Here is an 18,839-nt window from a genome sequence, read left to right on the forward strand (position 1 = left end):
GAACCGCAGGGATCAAACCGCGACCAGACGCACGCTGGCGCCTTCGCCGACGCCCAGGGCTTCGGCGGCTTCAAGACTGAGGCTGACCGGCTTACCGGGGGCCCAGTCGAGCTCCAGCAGCACTGCGCGGTAGTCCTGCAACTGGCCATTGCTGACCAGGTACGGGCGCCCGCCCTTGCTGGCAGAGTCGTCCAGCTTGACCGGCATCACCCGGCTCTGGGCAATCGACCGGATCCCGGAAACCCGCGCATGCAGGGTCGGGCCGCCGTCGAAAATGTCGATGTAGTGATCGGTCTCGAAGCCTTCGCGCATCAGGATGTCGAAGGTGATCTGCGCCCGCGGATGCACCTGGCCCATGGCCTCCTGCGCGGCGTCCGGCAGCAGAGGCACATAGATCGGGTAATGGGGCATCAGCTCGGCCAGGAAGGTCCGGCTCTTGAGGCCGCACAGGCGCTCGGCCTCGGCGTAGTTGAGGTCGAAGAAGTTGCGCCCGATGGCGTCCCAGAACGGCGAATCACCATGCTCGTCGCTGTAGCCGACAATCTCGGTCACCACCGATTCGGCAAAGCGCTCCGGGTGGGCGGCCATGAACAGCAGGCGGCCACGGGAGTTGAGCTCGGCCCAGCCGCTGCCGACCAGTTCCGGCAGTACGTAGAAGCTGGTCAGCAGGCTGTTGCCGGTCAGGTCGTGGCACTGCGAGAGGACGTGGATCTTGTTGTGGATCTTCAGCTCGCGCGACGCATGCACGAAGGTCTCGTTGCGAAAGCTGTAGAACGGCTCGGAATAGCCGGCCGAGGCAACGATGGCCGAGCAGCCGACCAGCTTGCCGCTGCTGCTGTCTTCGAGAACAAAGAAGTAGCTCTCTTCACCGTTGAAGCTGACTTCAGCGGCGAAGGAGGTTTCCGAAGCGGCAATCTTGTCGCTCAGGCGACCGGCATCATCCGGCAAGGACGTGACACCAATGGGGCTGTCTGCGGCAAGACGCTGTACTTCGCCCAGATCAGCCATTTGCGCGGGGCGCATCACCAGCATGGTGTCACTCCTTTCGGGTATACAGGCCGACATCCGCCGGCTCAGATAAAAACAGCAGGCGCCCGCAGGCACCTGCTCTGGAATTCGGTATCACCGGCCCCGCAGGGCCGATGACAGGACTGCAGGCGTGAATCAGGCCTGAGTCAGTTTTGCCGCGGCACGCTCGAAACGATCCAGGCCTTCGTCGATGTCGGCATCTTCGACCACCAGGCTCGGGGCGAAACGCACGACATCCGGGCCAGCTTGCAGGACCATCAGGCCTTCTTTCTCGGCGGCGTTGAAGACGTCCTTGGCCTTGCCCTTCCAGGCTTCAGACAACACGCAACCGATCAGCAGGCCAACGCCACGTACCTGGGTGAACAGGCCGTACTTCTCGCCGATCTGCTCCAGGCGCGCCTTGAACTTCTGGTGCTTGGCCTTGACGCCGGCCAGCACTTCGGGGGTGTTGACCACATCCAGCACGGCGTTGGCCACCGCACAAGCCAGCGGGTTGCCGCCGTAGGTGGTGCCGTGGGTGCCGACGGCCAGGTGCTTGGCCAGGTCTTCGGTGGTCAGCATGGCGCCGATCGGGAAACCGCCGCCCAGGCTCTTGGCGCTGGAGAGGATGTCCGGGGTCACGCCGTAGTGCTGGTAGGCGAACAGCGAGCCAGTACGGCCAACGCCGGTCTGCACTTCGTCGAAGATCAGCAGCGCGTTGTGCTTGTCGCACAGCTCGCGGGCGCCTTGCAGGTAGGCAACGTCAGCCGGGACCACGCCGCTTTCACCCTGGATCGGCTCGATGACCACAGCGCAGGTCTTGTCGGAGATCTGTGCTTTGAGCGCTTCCAGGTCGTTGTACGGCACGTGGCTGATGCCGGTGATTTTCGGCCCGAAACCGTCGGAGTACTTCGGCTGGCCGCCGACGCTGACGGTGAACAGGGTACGACCGTGGAAGCTGTTAACGGTGGCGATGATTTCGTGCTTCTCGGGGCTGAAACGGTCGTGGGCGACACGACGGGCCAGCTTGAATGCGGCCTCGTTGGCTTCGGCACCGGAGTTGCAGAAGAACGCACGGTCGGCAAAGGTCGCGTCGACCAGCTTGTGCGCCAGGCGCAGGGCCGGCTCGTTGGTGAACACGTTGGACACGTGCCACAGTTTGTTGGCCTGCTCGGTCAGGGCGCCAACCAGCGCCGGATGCGCATGGCCAAGCACGTTTACGGCGATGCCGCCGGCGAAATCGATCAGCTCGCGGCCCGCCTGATCCCACACGCGGGAGCCCGCTCCACGGACGGGAATGAAAGCCGCCGGTGCATAGTTGGGGACCATCACTTGATCGAAATCGGCGCGTTGCACCGGAGCTTGCGGAGCGGACATCGGAGTCTCCTGAAGAGGAACGCCTGCCTGGAACTGGCGAGCGATGGGGGGATTGTAAGGACAGATCGGCGCCTGACCTTGCCGCCAAGCGACAACTTCTTATAGCGCCAAACCCTGTTTTACCAAGGCTTACGGCAATGCGACAAATAGGGTCGCAAAGGCGCAGTTTAAACGCTGCGGGGAATGTGCGGGAGATTCTGTATGGGCGGTTCGATCGCGGCGACCCGACTTGTCCCGCGATCAAAAATCAACCGCGCTCGGCCGGCACCGAAGACAGTTCGAACGGGCTGCTGCTTCGTCGCTGGTTACGATCTTCGCGCGGCGTGGCACCGAAGAAGTTGCGATAGGCACTGGAGAAATGCGGCCCGGAAGAAAACCCGCAAGAGAGGCCGATCTGGATGATCGACTTGCTGGTCTGCATCAGCATCTGCCGGGCCTTGTTCAGCCGCAGCTCCAGGTAATACTGGCTCGGCACGCGATTGAGGTACTGCTTGAAGATCCGCTCCAGTTGGCGGCGCGAGACGCATACATGCTGGGCGATCTCGTCGGTGGTCAGCGGCTCTTCGATATTGGCTTCCATCAGCAGCACGGCCTGGGTCAGCTTCGGGTGGCTGGAGCCCAGGCGGTTCTGCAGCGGAATGCGCTGGCGCTCGCCGCCCTCGCGAATCCGCTCGACCACCAGTTCTTCCGACACCGCACCGGCAAGCTCGGCACCGTGATCGCGGGCCAGCACCGCCAGCAACAGGTCGATCACCGACATGCCGCCGCACGCTGTCAGGCGGTCGCGGTCCCAGTCGAACAGGTGGCTGGTGGCGATGACCTTGGGGAAACGCTCGGCGAAATCATCCTGCCAGCGCCAGTGCACTGCGGCCCGGTAACCATCGAGCAGGCCCAGTTGCGCCAACGGATAGACCCCCGCCGACAAGCCGCCGACCACGCAACCGGCACGCACCAGTTGCTTGAGTGCGCTGGCCAGGCTCGAGGCCACGGCCTGCGGCGGCTCGTCCGCCAGCAGGAACAGCTTCTGACAGCCTTCGAGCTTGCCCGCCCACGGCTCGCCCGGCAGGCGCCAGGCACCCTCGCCAGGCGCTTCGGCCTGCAGGAAGGACAACTCGTAGACCACTTCCGGATGAACCTTCTGTGCTACCCGCAACACCTCCTCGGCCAGCGCCAGGGTCAGGGCTTTGGTGCTGGGCCAGATGAGAAAACCGATTCGCTGGGTGGTCATGGGATGCGGTCCGAAACCTGAGAGAGGTCAAGAAGTTAGAGCCTGGTCAGGCTGCGCTTGATACGCAGCATGACCCATTTTGGTGCAAAGCGGCAATCTTACTTCAAGCTGCCCGAGAGGAACTGCTGCAGACGTTCCGACTGCGGATTGACCAGCACTTCGCGCGGGTTGCCGCTCTCTTCCACCAGGCCCTTGTGCAGGAACACCAGCTGGTTCGACACCTCACGGGCAAAGCCCATTTCGTGGGTGACCACGACCATGGTCCGGCCTTCCTGTGCCAGCGACTGCATGACCTTGAGCACGTCGCCAACCAGCTCCGGGTCGAGCGCCGAGGTCGGCTCGTCGAACAGCATCACTTCCGGCTCCATGGCCAGCGCCCGGGCAATCGCCACGCGCTGCTGCTCACCACCGGACATATGCCCAGGATAGGCGTCCTTGCGGTGGGCGACACCGACTTTGGCCAGGTAGTGCTCGGCTTTTTCCAGGGCGTCTTTCTTCGACATGCCGAGCACGTGCACCGGCGCTTCGATGATGTTTTCCAGCGCGGTCATGTGCGACCACAGGTTGAAGTGCTGGAACACCATCGACAGGCGCGAACGCATGCGCTGCAGTTGCTTGGGATCGGCGGCCTTGAGCGCGCCATCCTTGTTGGCTACCAGCTTCAACTCTTCGTTGTTGAGCAGGATCTTGCCCGCGTGCGGCTGCTCGAGCAGGTTGATGCAACGCAGGAAGGTACTTTTGCCCGAACCGCTGGAGCCGATGATGCTGATCACGTCGCCTGCCTTGGCCGCCAGGGACACGCCCTTGAGCACTTCGTGACTGCCGTAGCGTTTATGCAGGTCTTGGATTTCGAGTTTGTACATGCTGTCGATTCTCACAAAGCAGTCAGTCTTGAGCTAACGCTCAGGGCGAAAAAGTGGGCGCAGGCCGTCAGTGCTTGCGCGGCGCCAGGTAGCCCAGCCAGCGGCGCTCAGCCAGCTTGAACAGGCGCACCAGAATGAAGGTCAGGCACAGGTAGAACACGCCGGCCGTGATGTAGGCCTCGAACGGCAGGTAGTACTGGGCGTTGACCGTGCGCGCCGCACCGGTGATGTCGATCAGGGTGACGATCGACGCCAGGCTGGTGGTCTGCAGCATCATGATCACTTCGTTGCTGTACTGCGGCAGCGCCCGGCGCAGGGCCGATGGCAGGAGGATGCGGCGGTACATCTTGACCCGCGACATGCCCATGGCCTTGGCCGCCTCGATCTCGCCATGGGGCGTGGCCTTGAGGCTGCCGGCGATGATCTCGGCGGTATAGGCGCTGGTGTTGATGGCAAAGGCCAGGCAGGCACAGAAGGTTGCACTGGACAGCCACGGCCAGAGGAAGCTTTCACGCACCGCTTCGAACTGGGCCAGGCCGTAGTAGATCAGAAACAGCTGCACCAGCATCGGCGTGCCGCGGATCACGTAGGTATAGAGCCAGGCGCTCATGTTCACCAAAGGCTGCTTGGAGACCCGCATCAGGCCCAGCGGGATCGCCGCCAGCAAACCGAACAGCAGCGACAGCGCCAGCAGCTTGAGGGTGGTCAGCAGGCCGCTCAGGTACAGCGGCAGCGCTTCCCAGATGACGTTGTAGTCGAAAATCATAGATCAGCCGCCTTTACGCCAACCGAGTAGCGCTTCTCGAGGTAACGCAGGGCCAGCAGCGAAACACTGGTGATCACCAGGTACAGCGCCGCTACCGCCAGGAAGAAGGTGAAAGGTTCGCGGGTGGCATCGGCCGCCTGCTTGGCCTTGAACATCATGTCCTGCAGGCCCACTACCGAAATCAGTGCGGTTGCCTTGGTCAGGACCAGCCAGTTGTTGGTGAAGCCGGGGATCGCCAGGCGAATCATCTGCGGCACCAGCACCCGGAAGAACACTTGCAGGCTGCTCATGCCATAGGCCATGCCAGCTTCGGCCTGCCCCTTGGGAATGGCCATGAACGCCCCGCGGAAGGTTTCCGACAGATAGGCACCAAAGATGAAGCCCAAGGTGCCGATACCCGCCATCAGCGGATTGAGGTCGATGTAGTCGTCAAAGCCCAGTAGCGGCGCGACGCGATTGAGCAGATCCTGGCCGCCGTAGAAAATCAGCAGGATCAGAACCAGATCGGGAATCCCGCGGATCACGGTGGAATACAGATCGCCGAGCCAGGCCAGCCAGCGCACTGGCGACAAACGCAGCGCCACACCGATCAGACCGAGCACGATGGCCAGGGCCATGGACGACAAGGCGAGCTGTAGCGTCAGCCACGCTCCGTCGAGGATGACTGCCCCGTAGCCTTTCAACATGATGAGGTCCTCGACCTTAGGGATGAAAAAATGGTGCAAACCTCAGAGTCTCTGCTGCTTGCACCATTGAACAGGTGAAACGTCGACGATTTACTTGGCGTCTGGGCCGTAGATGTCGAAGTTGAAGTACTTGTCCTGAATCTGCTTGTACTTGCCGTTGGCACGGATGGCCGCGATGGCAGCGTTGATGCGATCCAGGTTGGCCTTGTCGCCTTTGCGCACGGCAATGCCGATGCCGTCACCGAAGTACTTGGCGTCGGTGAACGATGGGCCAACGAAGGCGAAGCCTTTACCGGCATCAGTCTTCAGGAAACCGTCTTCCAACAGCGTAGCATCGGCGACGGTGCCATCCAGACGGCCAGCGGCGACGTCCAGGTAGATTTCGTTCTGGGTGCCGTAAGGAACGATGGTGGCGCCTTGCGCACCGAACACTTCCTTGGCGAAGCGATCGTGGATCGAGCCGCGCTGCACGCCGATCTTCTTGCCCTTGAGCTCAGTCAGGCCTTCGCTGACCGCAGTACCTTCCTTCATCACCAGGCGTGCCGGGGTCAGGTAGTACTTGCCGGTGAAGTCCACGGACTTCTTGCGATCGTCGGTGATCGACATGGACGACAGGATGGCGTCGATCTTGCGCACTTTCAGCGCCGGGATCAGGCCGTCGAACTCTTGCTCGACCCAGGTGCACTTGGCCTTCATTTCTTCGCACAGGGCATTACCGATGTCGTAGTCGAAGCCGGCGATGCTGCCATCAGGCTGCTTGAAAGCGAACGGTGGGTAGGCGGCCTCGATCCCGATTTTCAACGGTTTCTCATCAGCCAGCGCTGCCAGGGAAAACACGGACAGCGCCAGGGCGCCAAGCAGTGCGAGTTTCTTCATCTGGAACTCCATCGGTAAAGGGCAATACGAGGCAGGGTTGAGAACTGCCCGATATGCGAATGGGTACAACGCGAGCTGCGCAGGGTCGGCATTGAAGCAGACGCGACGAGCGAGTGATCGGCATTTTAACGACAGCTCCGAAGCCGATATTTCTTCAATGCGACAACTAGTTACAGAAGCGCAGGAACGCGGGGGCGCAGATATTGACAGCTTTCACGGAATATGCAAAAGCAAAAGACAAATAACCAATCAATGAAGCAATAAGCGGGCCTATTATTGGCAAAGCCTTCTAATCCGGCAAGCGCAGCGTTTCAGCAGGCGAAAACGGGTGGCTGAAATGCCCTGAAAACGTACGGTGGCGTTTCGCAATGCCCCGTTTTTGTGCGAAAGCGGTGACAGAAGGGTTACCGATGATTGTCGAAGTAACAGAAAGCACAAAGCCCCGCCGGAGTAACCCGGCAGGGCTTTGCGTGGACCCGATCGCTGTGCAGGAGCGGGCTTGCCCCGCGATACCTTTAGGCCGAAGCCTTGCTCATGTCCTTGTGGGTATCGATCAGGTGCTGCACCACACCCGGATCGGCCAGGGTCGAGATATCACCCAGGCCATCGTACTCGGCCGTGGCGATCTTGCGCAGGATGCGGCGCATGATCTTGCCCGAGCGGGTTTTCGGCAGGCCGGGCGCCCACTGGATGACATCCGGCGAGGCAATCGGGCCGATTTCCTTGCGCACCCAGTTCTTCAGCTCCAGGCGCAGTTGCTCGGTTGGCTCGACGCCACCATTGAGGGTGACGTAGACATAGATACCCTGCCCCTTGATGTCGTGCGGCACGCCAACCACTGCGGCCTCGGCGACTTTCGGGTGGGCGACCATGGCACTTTCGATCTCGGCGGTACCCATGCGGTGGCCGGAGACGTTGAGCACGTCATCGACGCGGCCAGTGATCCAGTAGTAGCCGTCTTCGTCGCGACGGGCACCGTCACCCGTGAAGTACATGCCGCGGAAAGTCTTGAAGTAGGTGTCGACGAAGCGGTCGTGGTCACCGTACAGCGAGCGCGACTGGCCCGGCCAGGAATCGAGGATCACCAGGTTGCCTTCGGCGGCGCCTTCGATCAGGTTGCCAAGGTTATCCACAAGGGCCGGCACCACACCAAAGAACGGACGGGTCGCCGAACCCGGCTTGAGCGCGGTAGCGCCTGGCAGCGGGCTGATCAGCACGCCCCCGGTTTCGGTCTGCCACCAGGTGTCGACGATCGGGCAACGCTCCTTGCCGACGGTGTGGTAGTACCAGTTCCAGGCTTCCGGGTTGATCGGCTCGCCCACCGAGCCCAGCAGGCGCAGGCTGGAACCATCGGCACCGGCGACGGCAGCCTGACCTTCAGCCATCATCGCGCGGATGGCGGTCGGCGCGGTGTAGAGGATGTTGACCTTGTGCTTGTCGATGATCTTCGACACGCGGGTGATGTCCGGATAGTTCGGCACGCCTTCGAACAGCACGGTGGTCGCGCCGTTGGCCAGCGGGCCGTAGACGATGTAGCTGTGGCCGGTGACCCAGCCGACGTCGGCGGTGCACCAGTAGACTTCGCCCGGACGGTAGTCGAACACCCGTTCATGGGTCAGCGCGGCGTAGACCATGTAGCCGCCGGTGGTGTGCAGCACGCCCTTGGGCTTGCCGGTGGAACCGGAGGTGTAGAGGATGAACAGCGCTTCTTCGGCGCCCATTTCCTTCGGCGCACAGTGGCTGGAAGCAACCTTCATCAGGTCTTCGTACCAGATGTCGCGGTGCTGGTGCCAGGCGATGTCGCCACCGGTGCGCTTGCAGACGATGATCTTCTGCACGCTGCTGGTTTCGGGGTTGGTCAGGGCCAGGTCGACGTTGGCTTTGAGTGCGGTGCGACGACCGCCACGCAGACCTTCGTCAGCGGTGATGACGATCTTCGACTTGCAGTCGATTATGCGCCCGGCCAGTGCCTCGGGCGAGAAGCCGCCGAACACCACCGAGTGGATCGCACCGATGCGGGCGCACGCCAGCATGGCGACCACGGCCTCGGGGATCATCGGCATATAGATGGTGACCACGTCACCGCGGTGCACATCCTGGCCACGCAGGGCGTTGGCGAACTTGCACACTTGCTCGTGCAGTTCACGGTAGGTGATGTTGCGGTGTTCGGAAGGGTCGTCGCCTTCCCAGATGATCGCGACTTGATCGCCGCGCTCGGCCAGATGGCGGTCCAGGCAGTTGTAGGAAACGTTCAGAGTGCCGTCAGCAAACCATTTGATATCGACATGGTGGTCGTCGAAGGAGGTCTGCTTGACCTTGGTGAAAGGCTTGATCCAGTCGAGGCGCTGAGCCTGCTCGCGCCAGAAGCCGTCCGGGTTGATCACCGACTGCTGGTACATGGCCTTGTAGGTCGCCTCGTCGGTCAACGTCTTGGCCGCAACCTCGGGACGAACGGGATACAGGGGAGCCGCACTCATCTTTGTTACCTCGGTGTAATAGTTGTTTTTGTATGACCTCGTTGTAACTGTACCAGACTGCGCCGGCCATTCGACGTTGGTAGTAACGCCCTGGTCTTTTCTCCCTGCGACAAACCGCGAAGGCTCAAGGCCGGGTCTGCACGGCGAAAAAATAAAATTACCCGGCAGTCTGCCAGGCGATTGTTACAGTTTCTGCCAACAGTGTTTATCAAAACCGTGGCTGTTTAAGCGCAGGCCGCACTCCTAGAATTCACCTCGCCAGCAACGGCACCACGATTAACTTTCTTGTAGCCCCCCACGAAGGGAAGTTAATCGGCAAATAATCGTGATAGTTGATCCTGCTGTACACGCGGCGCCACAAGCGCTGCGTGCCCCCTTACGACCTTAGACAGGTAAAAATGAAGATGAAAGCTTTACTGGTATTGGCACTGGGTAGTCTTTGCAGCGTGGCGATGGCCGACGAAGTTGCAAATGGCGGCGCCGAGCAGATTCCGGTTGAACAGTACAGTTACTCGCAACATCTGGACATCGCCAAGGTCATTTCCATGAGCGAAGTGCCGAATGTCTGCGAAGTGGTCCCGGCGCGCATGACCTACGAAGATTCCCAGGGCAAGCGCCACATTCTCGAGTACCGGGTGATGGGTAACGGGTGCTCGAACGGTTGATCCAACGGGTTGACCGCCTGCAGCGCCTCGGTTGGCATTCAACGAGGCGCGCTGCACTATTTGGACAGTACACCTGCAACTAATAACCTGCCTGTATTACCCATACTTTATTAACGCCAGATTAATTAATCCGATTTGCCGACTGCATGTTCACGCAACTTGTTGGCAATAGTGGTGTGGGAAACTCCCAAGCGTTTACCCAGCGCCCGACTGCTGGGAAATTCGCTCATCAAGCGCTCCAGTACTGCCTTCTCGAAACGCCCGACTATTTGCCCCAGGTCGCCCTCAAGGGAAAACTCGCCCAAGGGTTGCCGGCCGCCGTAGTCCGGCAGGCGAATATGTTCAGTCTTGACCACCCCGCCGTCACATAGCGACACGGCCTGAAACAGCACGTTCTCCAGTTGCCGCACGTTGCCCGGCCAGTGGTACTGGCTCAAACGCTCCATGGCCGCTGGCGCAAGCTTGGGCAGCGGGCAACCGATCTGCCGGCTGGCCTGGTCAAGAAAGTGCTCGACCAGCGGCGGCAAGCCATCCAGGCATTCGCGCAGCGGCGGAATATGCAGCGACAGCACGTTGAGGCGGTGGTAAAGGTCCTGGCGGAATTCGCCACGGGCGCACAACTCGGACAGATCGACCTGGGTGGCACAGATGACCCGCACATCCAGGTACACCTCTTCATCACTGCCTACCCGACGAAAGCAGCCGTCCTGCAGAAAGCGCAGCAGTTTTACCTGCAGGCGAGGACTCATCTCACCGACGCCATCGAGGAACAGCGTGCCGCCTGCCGTCAGTTCCAGCAGCCCCAGCTTGCCCTCGGCCCGCGCGCCTTCAAACGCCCCCGGGCCGTAACCGAACAGTTCGGTCTCGGCCATGGACTCGGGCAAGCCGGCGCAGTTGAGCGCCATCAACGGCGCCTGGCCACGGGGGCTGGCCAAGTGACAGGCACGGGCCAGCAACTCCTTGCCGGTGCCGGTCTCGCCTTCGATCAGCAGTGGTGCATCCAGCGGCGCCATGCGCCGCGCTTCGCGCACCACCGCAGCCATCACCCGCGAACTCTGGAAGATGCTGTCGAAGCCACGCAGCTCCTGCTTGCGCACGTTATAGATGCGCTCGCCTATGCGGTCGGCGCGGTGCAGGGTCAATACCGCACCGGCCAGGGCTTCGCTGTCGTCGTGCTCGGACTGTAGCGGCGCAATATCGGCGAGGAACACATCGCCCTTGACCTTGACCCGCAGGCCGTTGATACGCGACTTGTTCGCCCGCACCAGCTCCGGCAGGTCGAAATCCTCGGCATAACGCGACAGCGGAATGCCCGGCACCTCGTCGACACGCACCCCGAGCAGCTGCGCCGCAGCGCGGTTGGCAGCCACAATGGAGCCGCCCATGTCGATCGACAGCACCGGGAAATCCAGTGCGCCGAGCAAGGCATTGAGCTCCATGTGCCGACGCTCGCTGGGCATCAGGCCGACGCGCTTGACCCCGAACACCCCGGCGATCGATTCGAATTTCGGCCGCAGGGCCTGGAACTGCAGGTTGATCAGGTTCGGGCAGTGCAGATAGATGGCATTGCCATGCTCGCCACCGACCTCACCGCGGGCGACGTTGATGCCGTACTCCACCAGCAGGTTGAGAATGTCGCGCAGGATGCCGATGCGGTTCTGGCAATGCACTTTAATACGCATGAAATGTCCTACAAGAAGGTCTGGTAAGCGCCACGGCAAGCAAGTTTTTGCAGCGAGCCAAGAATAGTCGTAAAGATTATGTGACAGATAGCCGCAGTTTCAAGGATTAAAGCACCCGTTTTTTCGGGATGCCGGGTATTTCGTAAAGTTATCGTTACAAAATCCGGAGCAGTTCGAGCGCGAAGCTGCCGTCAGGACGCTGCAAACCGGACCAATGCGGGTTATCACTAGGGCAATGGCTTGAACACATAACAAGAATGGCCCTCAGCAGGAGAGCAGCATGAAACAGACGCAATACGTGGCTCGCGAGCCCGATGCGCAGGGTTTTATCGACTACCCGCAGCAGGAACACGCGGTGTGGAACACCCTGATTACCCGTCAATTGAAGGTGATCGAAGGCCGCGCGTGCCAGGAATACCTGGACGGCATCGAACAGCTGGGCCTGCCTCACGACCGTATCCCGCAGTTGGGTGAGATCAACAAGGTGCTGGGCGCCACCACCGGCTGGCAAGTTGCCCGGGTACCTGCCCTGATCCCCTTCCAGACTTTTTTCGAACTGCTGGCCAGCAAGCGCTTTCCGGTAGCCACCTTCATTCGTACCGAAGAAGAACTCGACTACCTGCAAGAGCCGGACATTTTCCACGAGATCTTCGGCCACTGCCCGCTGCTGACCAACCCCTGGTTCGCCGAATTCACCCACACCTATGGCAAGCTCGGCCTGCAGGCCACCAAGGAAGAGCGCGTGTATCTCGCCCGCCTCTACTGGATGACCATCGAGTTTGGCCTGGTCGACACCCCGCAAGGTCGCAAGATCTACGGCGGCGGCATTCTTTCTTCACCGAAAGAGACCGTCTACAGCCTGTCCGGCGAGCCCGAGCACCAGGCCTTCGATCCGCTGGAAGCCATGCGCACGCCGTACCGCATTGATATCCTGCAGCCGCTGTACTTCGCCCTGCCCAACCTCAAGCGCCTGTTCGACCTGGCCCACGAAGACATCATGGGCATGGTCCACACGGCAATGAAGATGGGCCTGCACGCACCGAAATTTCCACCCAGGGTCGCCGCCTGAGCGACCTTGCAAACCAATAACAAACCACTTGCGGAAAACCTTATGAACGCCTTGAACCAAGCCCACTGCGAAGCCTGCCGTGCCGATGCTCCACAGGTCAGCGACGAAGAACTGCCGGTACTGATCAAGCAGATCCCGGATTGGAACATCGAAGTCCGTGACGGCATCATGCAGCTGGAAAAAGTTTTCCTGTTCAAGAATTTCAAGCACGCCCTGGCCTTCACCAACGCCGTTGGCGAAATCTCCGAAGCCGAAGGCCATCACCCAGGCCTGCTGACCGAATGGGGCAAAGTCACCGTGACCTGGTGGAGCCACTCGATCAAGGGCCTGCACCGTAACGACTTCATCATGGCCGCGCGCACCGACGAGGTCGCCAGCACCGCCGAAGGCCGCAAGTAATGCACTTCGGCGCCATCGGGCGCGTACCCGGCGATCCGATCCTCGGACTGATGGAGGCGTATGCCAAGGACAGCAACCCGAACAAGTTCGACCTCGGTGTCGGCGTGTTCAAGGACGCCCAGGGCCTGACGCCGATTCCGGCCGCGGTCAAACAGGCTGAACAGCGCCTGCTTGAGCAACAGGCCAGCAAGAGCTACGTCGGCGGTCATGGCGATGCGGCCTTTGGCCGACTGATCAGCGAACTGGTACTGGGCAGTGACTCGTCGCTGCTCAGCCAGCAGCGTGCCGGCGCCACCCAGACCCCGGGCGGCACCGGTGCCCTGCGCCTGGCGGCGGAGTTCATCGAACACTGTCTGCCGGGCCGCGGCATCTGGCTGAGCGATCCGACCTGGCCCATCCACGAAACCATCTTCGCCGGCGCCGGCCTCAAGGTCAGCCACTATCCCTATGTCGGCACCGACAACCGTCTGAACGTCGCCGGGATGCTGGCCGCCCTGGAAGTTGCGCCCAAGGGCGACGTAGTGTTGCTGCACGCCTGCTGCCACAACCCGACCGGATTCGACCTGAGCCAGGACGACTGGCGCGCCGTGCTCGAGGTGGTGCGCCGCCGTGAGTTACTGCCGTTGATCGACTTCGCCTACCAGGGCTTTGGCGATGGTCTGGAAGAAGACGCCTGGGCGGTACGGCTGTTCGCCGCCGAACTGCCTGAGCTGCTGATTACCAGTTCCTGCTCGAAGAACTTCGGCCTCTATCGCGACCGCACCGGCGCTCTGCTGGTGTGCAGCCACGATGCCGACAAGCTGCTGGATGTGCGTAGTCAACTGGCATTGCTGGCGCGCAACCTGTGGTCGACACCACCGGATCATGGCGCGGCGGTAGTGGCGCAGATTCTTGGCGACACCGACCTCAAGCGCCTGTGGGTCGAAGAAGTCGAGGCCATGCGCCAGCGCATTGCCGAGCTGCGGGTCGGTCTGGTCGAGGCCCTGGCGCCCCACGGCCTGAGCGAACGTTTCGCGCACATCGCCGAGCAACGCGGGATGTTCTCCTACACCGGCTTGTCACCGGAGCAGGTCAAGCAACTGCGTGAGCGCCACAGCGTGTACATGGTTGGCACTGGCCGGGCGAACATCGCCGGCGCCGATGCGGCACGCCTTGAAGCACTGGCTGCGGCCATCGCCGACGTCTGTCGTTAAAAGCATCGCGGGGCAAGTCGGATCGCCGCACCGCCGCTCCCACAGACAGTTGTGGGAGCGGCGGTGCGGCGATCCGACTTGCCCCGCGATGGCCATTAAGCAGGAAAATTCATACTGTCATTCAGACTCCTGTATCCTGCACAGGCTTTCACAAGCCCATGCGCGCCTTGCGCAGCCTTTCCACACACTTGCGAGGAACGACGAGATGCATGAAATCCCGAATCTTCCCTTCCCAAGCCTGAACCCAGAAGAGCAGACTCCTGCCACTCACAGCGCCGAACCAGCCCAGGCTGAATACGACGGCGACGAAACTTCCAGCGCCGACCAGGAATAACTCGCGCAACGATCAGACTGTGTGAAAACGGCTGATGCAGGGACCACCCCGTCAACACGTTTTCACACCGTCAAGAATTCCCCTCTACGAAAGCCCGCACATGCCCGACTCACCGCGCCCCCTTGCGGTCACCCTGCAAGTCGTCTCCATCGTCCTGTTTACCTTTATCGGCTACCTGAACATCGGCATTCCCCTGGCCGTCTTGCCTGGCTATGTGCACAACGACCTGGGCTTCGGTGCCGTGGTCGCGGGCCTGGTGATCAGCGTGCAGTACCTGGCCACCCTGCTCAGCCGCCCCTACGCCAGCCGCCTCATCGATAACCTGGGCAGCAAGCGCGCGGTGCTCTATGGCCTGGCCGGTTGCGGCTTGAGCGGCGTGTTCATGCTGCTTTCGGCGTGGCTGCAACATGCGCCCTGGCTGAGCCTGGCCAGCCTGCTGGTCGGGCGCCTGGTGCTGGGTAGTGCCGAAAGCCTGGTGGGTTCGGGCTCCATTGGCTGGGGCATTGGCCGGGTCGGTGCGCAACACACCGCCAAGGTAATCTCCTGGAACGGCATCGCCAGCTATGGCGCGCTGGCCATTGGCGCGCCGCTGGGCGTGGAACTGGTGCAACGCTTCGGCCTGTGGAGCATGGGCGCCAGCATTTTACTGCTGTGCGTACTGGGTTTGGCGCTGGCCTGGCCGAAAACCGCCGCCCCGATAGTGGCGGGTGAACGCCTGCCGTTCCTGCACGTGCTCGGGCGGATATTCGGCCATGGTTCAGGGCTGGCCCTGGGCTCGATCGGCTTTGGCACCATCGCCACCTTCGTCACCCTGTACTATGCCAGCCACAACTGGGACAACGCGGCCCTGTGCCTGAGCCTGTTCGGCGCCTGCTTCATTGGCGCGCGACTGCTGTTTGGCAATTTGATCAATCGCATGGGCGGGTACCGGGTGGCGATCGCCTGCCTGTCGGTAGAAACCCTCGGCCTGCTGTTGCTCTGGCAGGCACCGAGCGCCGAGCTGGCCCTGGCCGGTGCGGCGTTGAGCGGCTTTGGTTTCTCGCTGGTGTTTCCGGCCCTCGGCGTCGAAGCGGTGAACCTGGTGTCCGCCTCCAATCGCGGCGCGGCCGTGGGCGCCTATTCGCTGTTCATCGACCTGTCGCTGGGCATCACCGGCCCGTTGGCCGGGGCAATTGCCGCCGGGTTCGGCTTCGCTTCGATCTTTGTCTTTGCCGCCGGCGCGTCGTTCTGCGGCCTGCTATTGAGCCTGTACCTGTACCGCCAGGCCCGCCTGCAACCGCCGCGGCATTAGCCTCAGTAATCGATCTTGCCGCGCCCGGCCTTGATGGCGCCGCGCTTGCTCTTGGTGTCCAGGCGCCGGGTTTTCGAGCCCAGGGTCGGCCGGGTCGGGCGCCGCGCCTTTTCCACCTTGGTCGCCGAAAGAATCAGTTCGCGCAGGCGCTCCAGGGCATCGGCGCGGTTCTGCTCCTGGGTTCGATACTGCTGGGCCTTGATGATGATCACCCCGTCACGGGTAATGCGGCTGTCGCTCAGCGCCAGCAGACGCTCCTTGTAAAACGCTGGCAATGACGAAGCCTGGGTGTCGAAACGCAGGTGCACGGCGCTGGAGACCTTGTTGACGTTCTGCCCGCCGGCGCCCTGGGCGCGGATGGCAGTCAACTCGATCTCGTCGTCCGGGATCTGCACCGCGTTGGATAACTGCAACATCACACATCCTTTGATCAAACATTCAGGCCGACTCAGGTATTCGGCAGCGTCCCCGCTCAGCTTCTTGCGCTCCCAGGCACAGCACCTGGGCTACACGCTGTACGCAGCCCTGGTCCACCGGGGACAACTGGCGAAACAAAATCAGCAGCTCGTTTTCGACTTCACTCAAGCGTTGCACAGGTGAAGCGTTACTTTCCGTGTTGAATGCGCAGGTTTTATGCTCCGACATGATCACCCTTCCCTAGCGAGACTGAATGCATCGACGTTACGAGCAATTCCCTGCGGACCCACCAGGACCGTTCCGAGCGTTTCGTAGGAAAATTGAGATAATAGCTATGCGCCACTACCCTTCGCGTCGTGCATGGCCCCGACAATTCTATGCACAACTTCTTGGTCAGCGATAGCCAATGATCGGTACTGAGCCAGCAATCGCTGTTCCGGTTCATTCAACGAAGCGCCATCATCAATCGTGCGCACGCCGGTGATCACGTAGCGCACATCGACACCAACCCCGGCGACCGCCGCAAGATACGCCGCGTCCGGGTTGCGCTCGCCTTTTTCATAGCTGCCCTGGGTATTGCGGTTGACCCCGCCAAGCTGGGCGAAATCATCCTGGCGAAGGCCCAGGCGGGTACGCTCCTGACGCAATCGTTCACCGCTTTCTGCCGATTTCGGTGCAGTTGTTGCACAATTTTTCAATCAAAACCCCTTTACACGAACATTTTTTTGGGCATAATCGGCATCCGAACAACACAGACAGCCTTGCCGAGCACTATGCCCCCGCTGTTTACTCCTGGGCAAGGCCAAGCAAAGCACATAAAACCAAACATTCGCACGTTCTATCGTCTAGCCAAAACGTGTGAAAAATCGTCACGGATGACACAGGATCAGGGCTCGCCCTGGTAACTGGTACAGCAGGCATGCCTAGCGCGCCTGACGAGCCATCCGCTGCCGGCCCCACCATAAGACCAATCACGGCGCGGAGGTTCATTCATTTTCAAAGGACCGAATAATGAACACCAAGCCTTTGTGCACCCTGACCGCACTGCTGACCTTTGTCAGTGCTGGCGCCCATGCCAGCAGTACCGACGTCAATATCAGCGGCACCATCACTCCTGCAGCTTGTACGCCGTCGCTCTCCAGCAATGGCCAGGTCGATTTCGGTAACATCAGCATGCCCGATCTCACTCCACAGCCCGGCATCCCCGACCACTCGGTCCTGGCGCCGCGCAGCCTGACCTTCAGCGTCACCTGTGACCGTGCCACCCGCTTTGCCCTGGTAGCCACCGGCAACCGTCGCGACAGCAGCTCGATCCCCCTGCCCAAGGCGTTTGGCCTGGGCACTACCAGCGGCGGTGAGGCCATCGGCTTCTACAGCGCGACCTGGCCCGACAACGGCGCGACCCTCGACAACCTGCCGGCCGACACCCTGTATTCCGAAGACAGCGGCAGCACCTGGGTGAAAGTCCCGGGCAGCGGTTTCGAGCACCTGGGCGACAAGCCCGAGTCGCGCCTGGGCTTTGCCCTGCGCGGGCAGACCAGCCCTAGCGCAGCCGAGATCCTCAACCTGCGCCTGGACGTGGCCGGCTGGCTGCGCAATGACATGACCCATGTCGATGAGGCGCTGCTCGATGGGCACATGACCATCGAGTTGCAGTACCTCTAGCGGGTAACAGAACGCCCACGCGTAACGGTCCTTCACCGACCGCTAAAAAGAACCCGGCGAACGCCCAGATCTTTCCCTGCCGACACCGAAAGGGAACGGACTGCTGCGCTTGCAAAACGGGTCATTCGCAATACCACCACCAACACTTAAAAGGAAAACCGCTGTGAAAAAGTCCGTACTGTCCCTTGCTGTGCTGATGACCCTGGCCACCGCCAATGCCATGGCCGCCACCACCGACCTGACCGTAACCGGCACCATCACCCCCGCCGCCTGTACGCCAACCCTGGGCAATGGCGGCCTGGTCGAATATGGTTCTCTGGCCTTGACCGAGCTTGAAGAAACCTCTACTGGCTACCGACTTCCCGTCAAGTCCTTGAGCTTCTCCATCGAATGCAGCGCGCCGGCCGCCTTTGCGTTGATCGCCAACGACAACCGTCGCGACAGCAGCCCCGCCAACGCCTGGCTGTTCGGGCTTGGCACCCATCAAGACCAGGCGATCGGTCACTTCATGATGAGATGGAACTATGAAACCCTCGTAATTGATGGCACCCAGGGCTACACCATTGAATCTATCGACAACGGCAACTCCTGGAACGCTGTCTTCGACGGCGTCCTGTACGACGCTGGGCAAGCGCCGTCCAATCTGGTGGGCTTCTCCATCACAAGCAGCGAACTGGGGCCCGCCCCGGCAACCAGTGTCAACCTGACAATGGATGTCGATGGCGGCATCAACAAAGGCCTGACCCTGAACGGCGCCATGGAGCTGGACGGTAGCGCGACCATCGAAATCGTCTACCTCTGACAAGCGGGCCGCTAGCCTGCGCCAACATCCAACAGGAATTT

At 61.4% G+C, this 18,839-nt stretch carries 19 protein-coding genes; 8 read left to right on the plus strand and 11 right to left on the minus strand.

Annotation, left to right across the window (positions count from 1 at the left end; genetic code table 11):
• Positions 1 to 12 precede the first annotated feature (12 nt).
• The 8 genes from aruF to acs all read right to left on the minus strand — a co-directional run bounded on the left by aruF (position 13) and on the right by acs (position 9,281).
• The gene (aruF, locus tag JYG36_RS19910) at positions 13 to 1,032 is read right to left on the minus strand and encodes an arginine/ornithine succinyltransferase subunit alpha (RefSeq protein ID WP_045200162.1); all 1,020 of its coding nucleotides are present in this window, start codon (positions 1,030 to 1,032) and stop codon (positions 13 to 15) included.
• A 132-nt stretch (positions 1,033 to 1,164) separates the two neighbouring features.
• Positions 1,165 to 2,385 carry an aspartate aminotransferase family protein gene (locus JYG36_RS19915; protein ID WP_213602077.1) on the minus strand — a complete coding sequence of 407 codons (1,221 nt, stop codon included), beginning with the start codon at positions 2,383 to 2,385 and terminating at the stop codon, positions 1,165 to 1,167.
• A gap of 247 nt (positions 2,386 to 2,632) precedes the next feature.
• On the minus strand, positions 2,633 to 3,613 hold the full coding sequence (gene argR / locus JYG36_RS19920) for a transcriptional regulator ArgR (RefSeq protein ID WP_010226652.1): 981 nt from the start codon (positions 3,611 to 3,613) through the stop codon (positions 2,633 to 2,635).
• Between the two features lie 98 nt (positions 3,614 to 3,711).
• Complete coding sequence (locus tag JYG36_RS19925) at positions 3,712 to 4,476, minus strand: ABC transporter ATP-binding protein (protein WP_045200156.1); 765 nt, start codon at positions 4,474 to 4,476, stop codon at positions 3,712 to 3,714.
• 67 nt (positions 4,477 to 4,543) lie between these two features.
• Positions 4,544 to 5,242 carry an ABC transporter permease gene (locus JYG36_RS19930; RefSeq protein WP_045200154.1) on the minus strand — a complete coding sequence of 233 codons (699 nt, stop codon included), beginning with the start codon at positions 5,240 to 5,242 and terminating at the stop codon, positions 4,544 to 4,546.
• Complete coding sequence (locus JYG36_RS19935; RefSeq protein ID WP_045200553.1) at positions 5,239 to 5,928, minus strand: ABC transporter permease; 690 nt, start codon at positions 5,926 to 5,928, stop codon at positions 5,239 to 5,241. Before JYG36_RS19935 ends, JYG36_RS19930 begins: the two co-directional genes overlap by 4 nt.
• Positions 5,929 to 6,018: 90 nt before the next feature.
• On the minus strand, positions 6,019 to 6,804 hold the full coding sequence (gene aotJ / locus JYG36_RS19940; protein ID WP_045200152.1) for an L-arginine-binding protein AotJ: 786 nt from the start codon (positions 6,802 to 6,804) through the stop codon (positions 6,019 to 6,021).
• A 515-nt stretch (positions 6,805 to 7,319) separates the two neighbouring features.
• Positions 7,320 to 9,281, minus strand: coding sequence for an acetate--CoA ligase (gene acs / locus JYG36_RS19945; protein ID WP_045200150.1), 1,962 nt, complete (start codon positions 9,279 to 9,281; stop codon positions 7,320 to 7,322).
• Between the two features lie 404 nt (positions 9,282 to 9,685).
• Between acs and JYG36_RS19950 the strand changes: the two genes are divergently transcribed.
• Positions 9,686 to 9,946 carry a DUF2790 domain-containing protein gene (locus tag JYG36_RS19950; protein ID WP_045200148.1) on the plus strand — a complete coding sequence of 87 codons (261 nt, stop codon included), beginning with the start codon at positions 9,686 to 9,688 and terminating at the stop codon, positions 9,944 to 9,946.
• Between the two features lie 125 nt (positions 9,947 to 10,071).
• Here the strand turns inward: JYG36_RS19950 and JYG36_RS19955 are convergent, their stop codons facing one another.
• Positions 10,072 to 11,628 carry a sigma-54-dependent phenylalanine hydroxylase transcriptional regulator PhhR gene (locus JYG36_RS19955; protein WP_045200146.1) on the minus strand — a complete coding sequence of 519 codons (1,557 nt, stop codon included), beginning with the start codon at positions 11,626 to 11,628 and terminating at the stop codon, positions 10,072 to 10,074.
• A gap of 280 nt (positions 11,629 to 11,908) precedes the next feature.
• Here JYG36_RS19955 and phhA point away from each other — a divergent pair, with 280 nt between their 5' ends.
• From phhA to JYG36_RS19975, 5 genes are all read left to right on the plus strand, one after another.
• Positions 11,909 to 12,697, plus strand: coding sequence for a phenylalanine 4-monooxygenase (gene phhA / locus JYG36_RS19960; RefSeq protein WP_213602078.1), 789 nt, complete (start codon positions 11,909 to 11,911; stop codon positions 12,695 to 12,697).
• A gap of 42 nt (positions 12,698 to 12,739) precedes the next feature.
• Positions 12,740 to 13,096, plus strand: coding sequence for a 4a-hydroxytetrahydrobiopterin dehydratase (locus JYG36_RS19965; RefSeq protein ID WP_036994257.1), 357 nt, complete (start codon positions 12,740 to 12,742; stop codon positions 13,094 to 13,096).
• The gene (locus tag JYG36_RS19970) at positions 13,096 to 14,289 is read left to right on the plus strand and encodes an amino acid aminotransferase (protein WP_093385751.1); all 1,194 of its coding nucleotides are present in this window, start codon (positions 13,096 to 13,098) and stop codon (positions 14,287 to 14,289) included. The genes JYG36_RS19965 and JYG36_RS19970 overlap by 1 nt, the downstream gene beginning before the upstream one ends.
• A gap of 205 nt (positions 14,290 to 14,494) precedes the next feature.
• A complete protein-coding gene (locus JYG36_RS26685) occupies positions 14,495 to 14,623 on the plus strand; it encodes a hypothetical protein (RefSeq protein WP_256326754.1) in 129 nt (42 codons plus the stop codon).
• 100 nt (positions 14,624 to 14,723) lie between these two features.
• Positions 14,724 to 15,914 (plus strand): MFS transporter, encoded by a 1,191-nt coding sequence (locus JYG36_RS19975; protein ID WP_093385756.1) that lies wholly within the window; start codon positions 14,724 to 14,726, stop codon positions 15,912 to 15,914.
• A 2-nt stretch (positions 15,915 to 15,916) separates the two neighbouring features.
• Here JYG36_RS19975 and arfB read toward each other — a convergent pair whose 3' ends face one another.
• Both arfB and JYG36_RS19985 read right to left on the minus strand, forming a co-directional pair.
• On the minus strand, positions 15,917 to 16,330 hold the full coding sequence (gene arfB / locus JYG36_RS19980; protein ID WP_093385761.1) for an alternative ribosome rescue aminoacyl-tRNA hydrolase ArfB: 414 nt from the start codon (positions 16,328 to 16,330) through the stop codon (positions 15,917 to 15,919).
• A gap of 333 nt (positions 16,331 to 16,663) precedes the next feature.
• Positions 16,664 to 17,029, minus strand: a complete 366-nt coding sequence (locus tag JYG36_RS19985) for a helix-turn-helix domain-containing protein (RefSeq protein ID WP_249744369.1) — start codon at positions 17,027 to 17,029, stop codon at positions 16,664 to 16,666.
• A 313-nt stretch (positions 17,030 to 17,342) separates the two neighbouring features.
• Here JYG36_RS19985 and JYG36_RS19990 point away from each other — a divergent pair, with 313 nt between their 5' ends.
• Positions 17,343 to 17,996 carry a DUF1120 domain-containing protein gene (locus JYG36_RS19990; RefSeq protein WP_213602079.1) on the plus strand — a complete coding sequence of 218 codons (654 nt, stop codon included), beginning with the start codon at positions 17,343 to 17,345 and terminating at the stop codon, positions 17,994 to 17,996.
• A 163-nt stretch (positions 17,997 to 18,159) separates the two neighbouring features.
• Complete coding sequence (locus JYG36_RS19995; protein ID WP_213602080.1) at positions 18,160 to 18,798, plus strand: DUF1120 domain-containing protein; 639 nt, start codon at positions 18,160 to 18,162, stop codon at positions 18,796 to 18,798.
• Positions 18,799 to 18,839 lie beyond the last annotated feature (41 nt).

The sequence above is a fragment of the Pseudomonas sp. SORT22 genome (assembly GCF_018417635.1).
Taxonomy (GTDB): Bacteria; Pseudomonadota; Gammaproteobacteria; order Pseudomonadales; family Pseudomonadaceae; genus Aquipseudomonas.

Coding starts and splice junctions, on each gene's coding strand:
- JYG36_RS19915 (WP_213602077.1), bottom strand. CDS start 2,385: ATGTCCGCTCCGCAAGCTCCGGTGCAACGCGCCGATTTCGATCAAGTG.
- JYG36_RS19990 (WP_213602079.1), top strand. CDS start 17,343: ATGAACACCAAGCCTTTGTGCACCCTGACCGCACTGCTGACCTTTGTC.
- arfB (WP_093385761.1), bottom strand. CDS start 16,330: ATGTTGCAGTTATCCAACGCGGTGCAGATCCCGGACGACGAGATCGAG.
- JYG36_RS19970 (WP_093385751.1), top strand. CDS start 13,096: ATGCACTTCGGCGCCATCGGGCGCGTACCCGGCGATCCGATCCTCGGA.
- JYG36_RS19955 (WP_045200146.1), bottom strand. CDS start 11,628: ATGCGTATTAAAGTGCATTGCCAGAACCGCATCGGCATCCTGCGCGAC.
- acs (WP_045200150.1), bottom strand. CDS start 9,281: ATGAGTGCGGCTCCCCTGTATCCCGTTCGTCCCGAGGTTGCGGCCAAG.
- aotJ (WP_045200152.1), bottom strand. CDS start 6,804: ATGAAGAAACTCGCACTGCTTGGCGCCCTGGCGCTGTCCGTGTTTTCC.
- JYG36_RS19925 (WP_045200156.1), bottom strand. CDS start 4,476: ATGTACAAACTCGAAATCCAAGACCTGCATAAACGCTACGGCAGTCAC.
- JYG36_RS19935 (WP_045200553.1), bottom strand. CDS start 5,928: ATGTTGAAAGGCTACGGGGCAGTCATCCTCGACGGAGCGTGGCTGACG.
- JYG36_RS19965 (WP_036994257.1), top strand. CDS start 12,740: ATGAACGCCTTGAACCAAGCCCACTGCGAAGCCTGCCGTGCCGATGCT.
- JYG36_RS19975 (WP_093385756.1), top strand. CDS start 14,724: ATGCCCGACTCACCGCGCCCCCTTGCGGTCACCCTGCAAGTCGTCTCC.
- phhA (WP_213602078.1), top strand. CDS start 11,909: ATGAAACAGACGCAATACGTGGCTCGCGAGCCCGATGCGCAGGGTTTT.
- JYG36_RS19930 (WP_045200154.1), bottom strand. CDS start 5,242: ATGATTTTCGACTACAACGTCATCTGGGAAGCGCTGCCGCTGTACCTG.
- JYG36_RS19950 (WP_045200148.1), top strand. CDS start 9,686: ATGAAAGCTTTACTGGTATTGGCACTGGGTAGTCTTTGCAGCGTGGCG.
- JYG36_RS26685 (WP_256326754.1), top strand. CDS start 14,495: ATGCATGAAATCCCGAATCTTCCCTTCCCAAGCCTGAACCCAGAAGAG.
- aruF (WP_045200162.1), bottom strand. CDS start 1,032: ATGCTGGTGATGCGCCCCGCGCAAATGGCTGATCTGGGCGAAGTACAG.
- argR (WP_010226652.1), bottom strand. CDS start 3,613: ATGACCACCCAGCGAATCGGTTTTCTCATCTGGCCCAGCACCAAAGCC.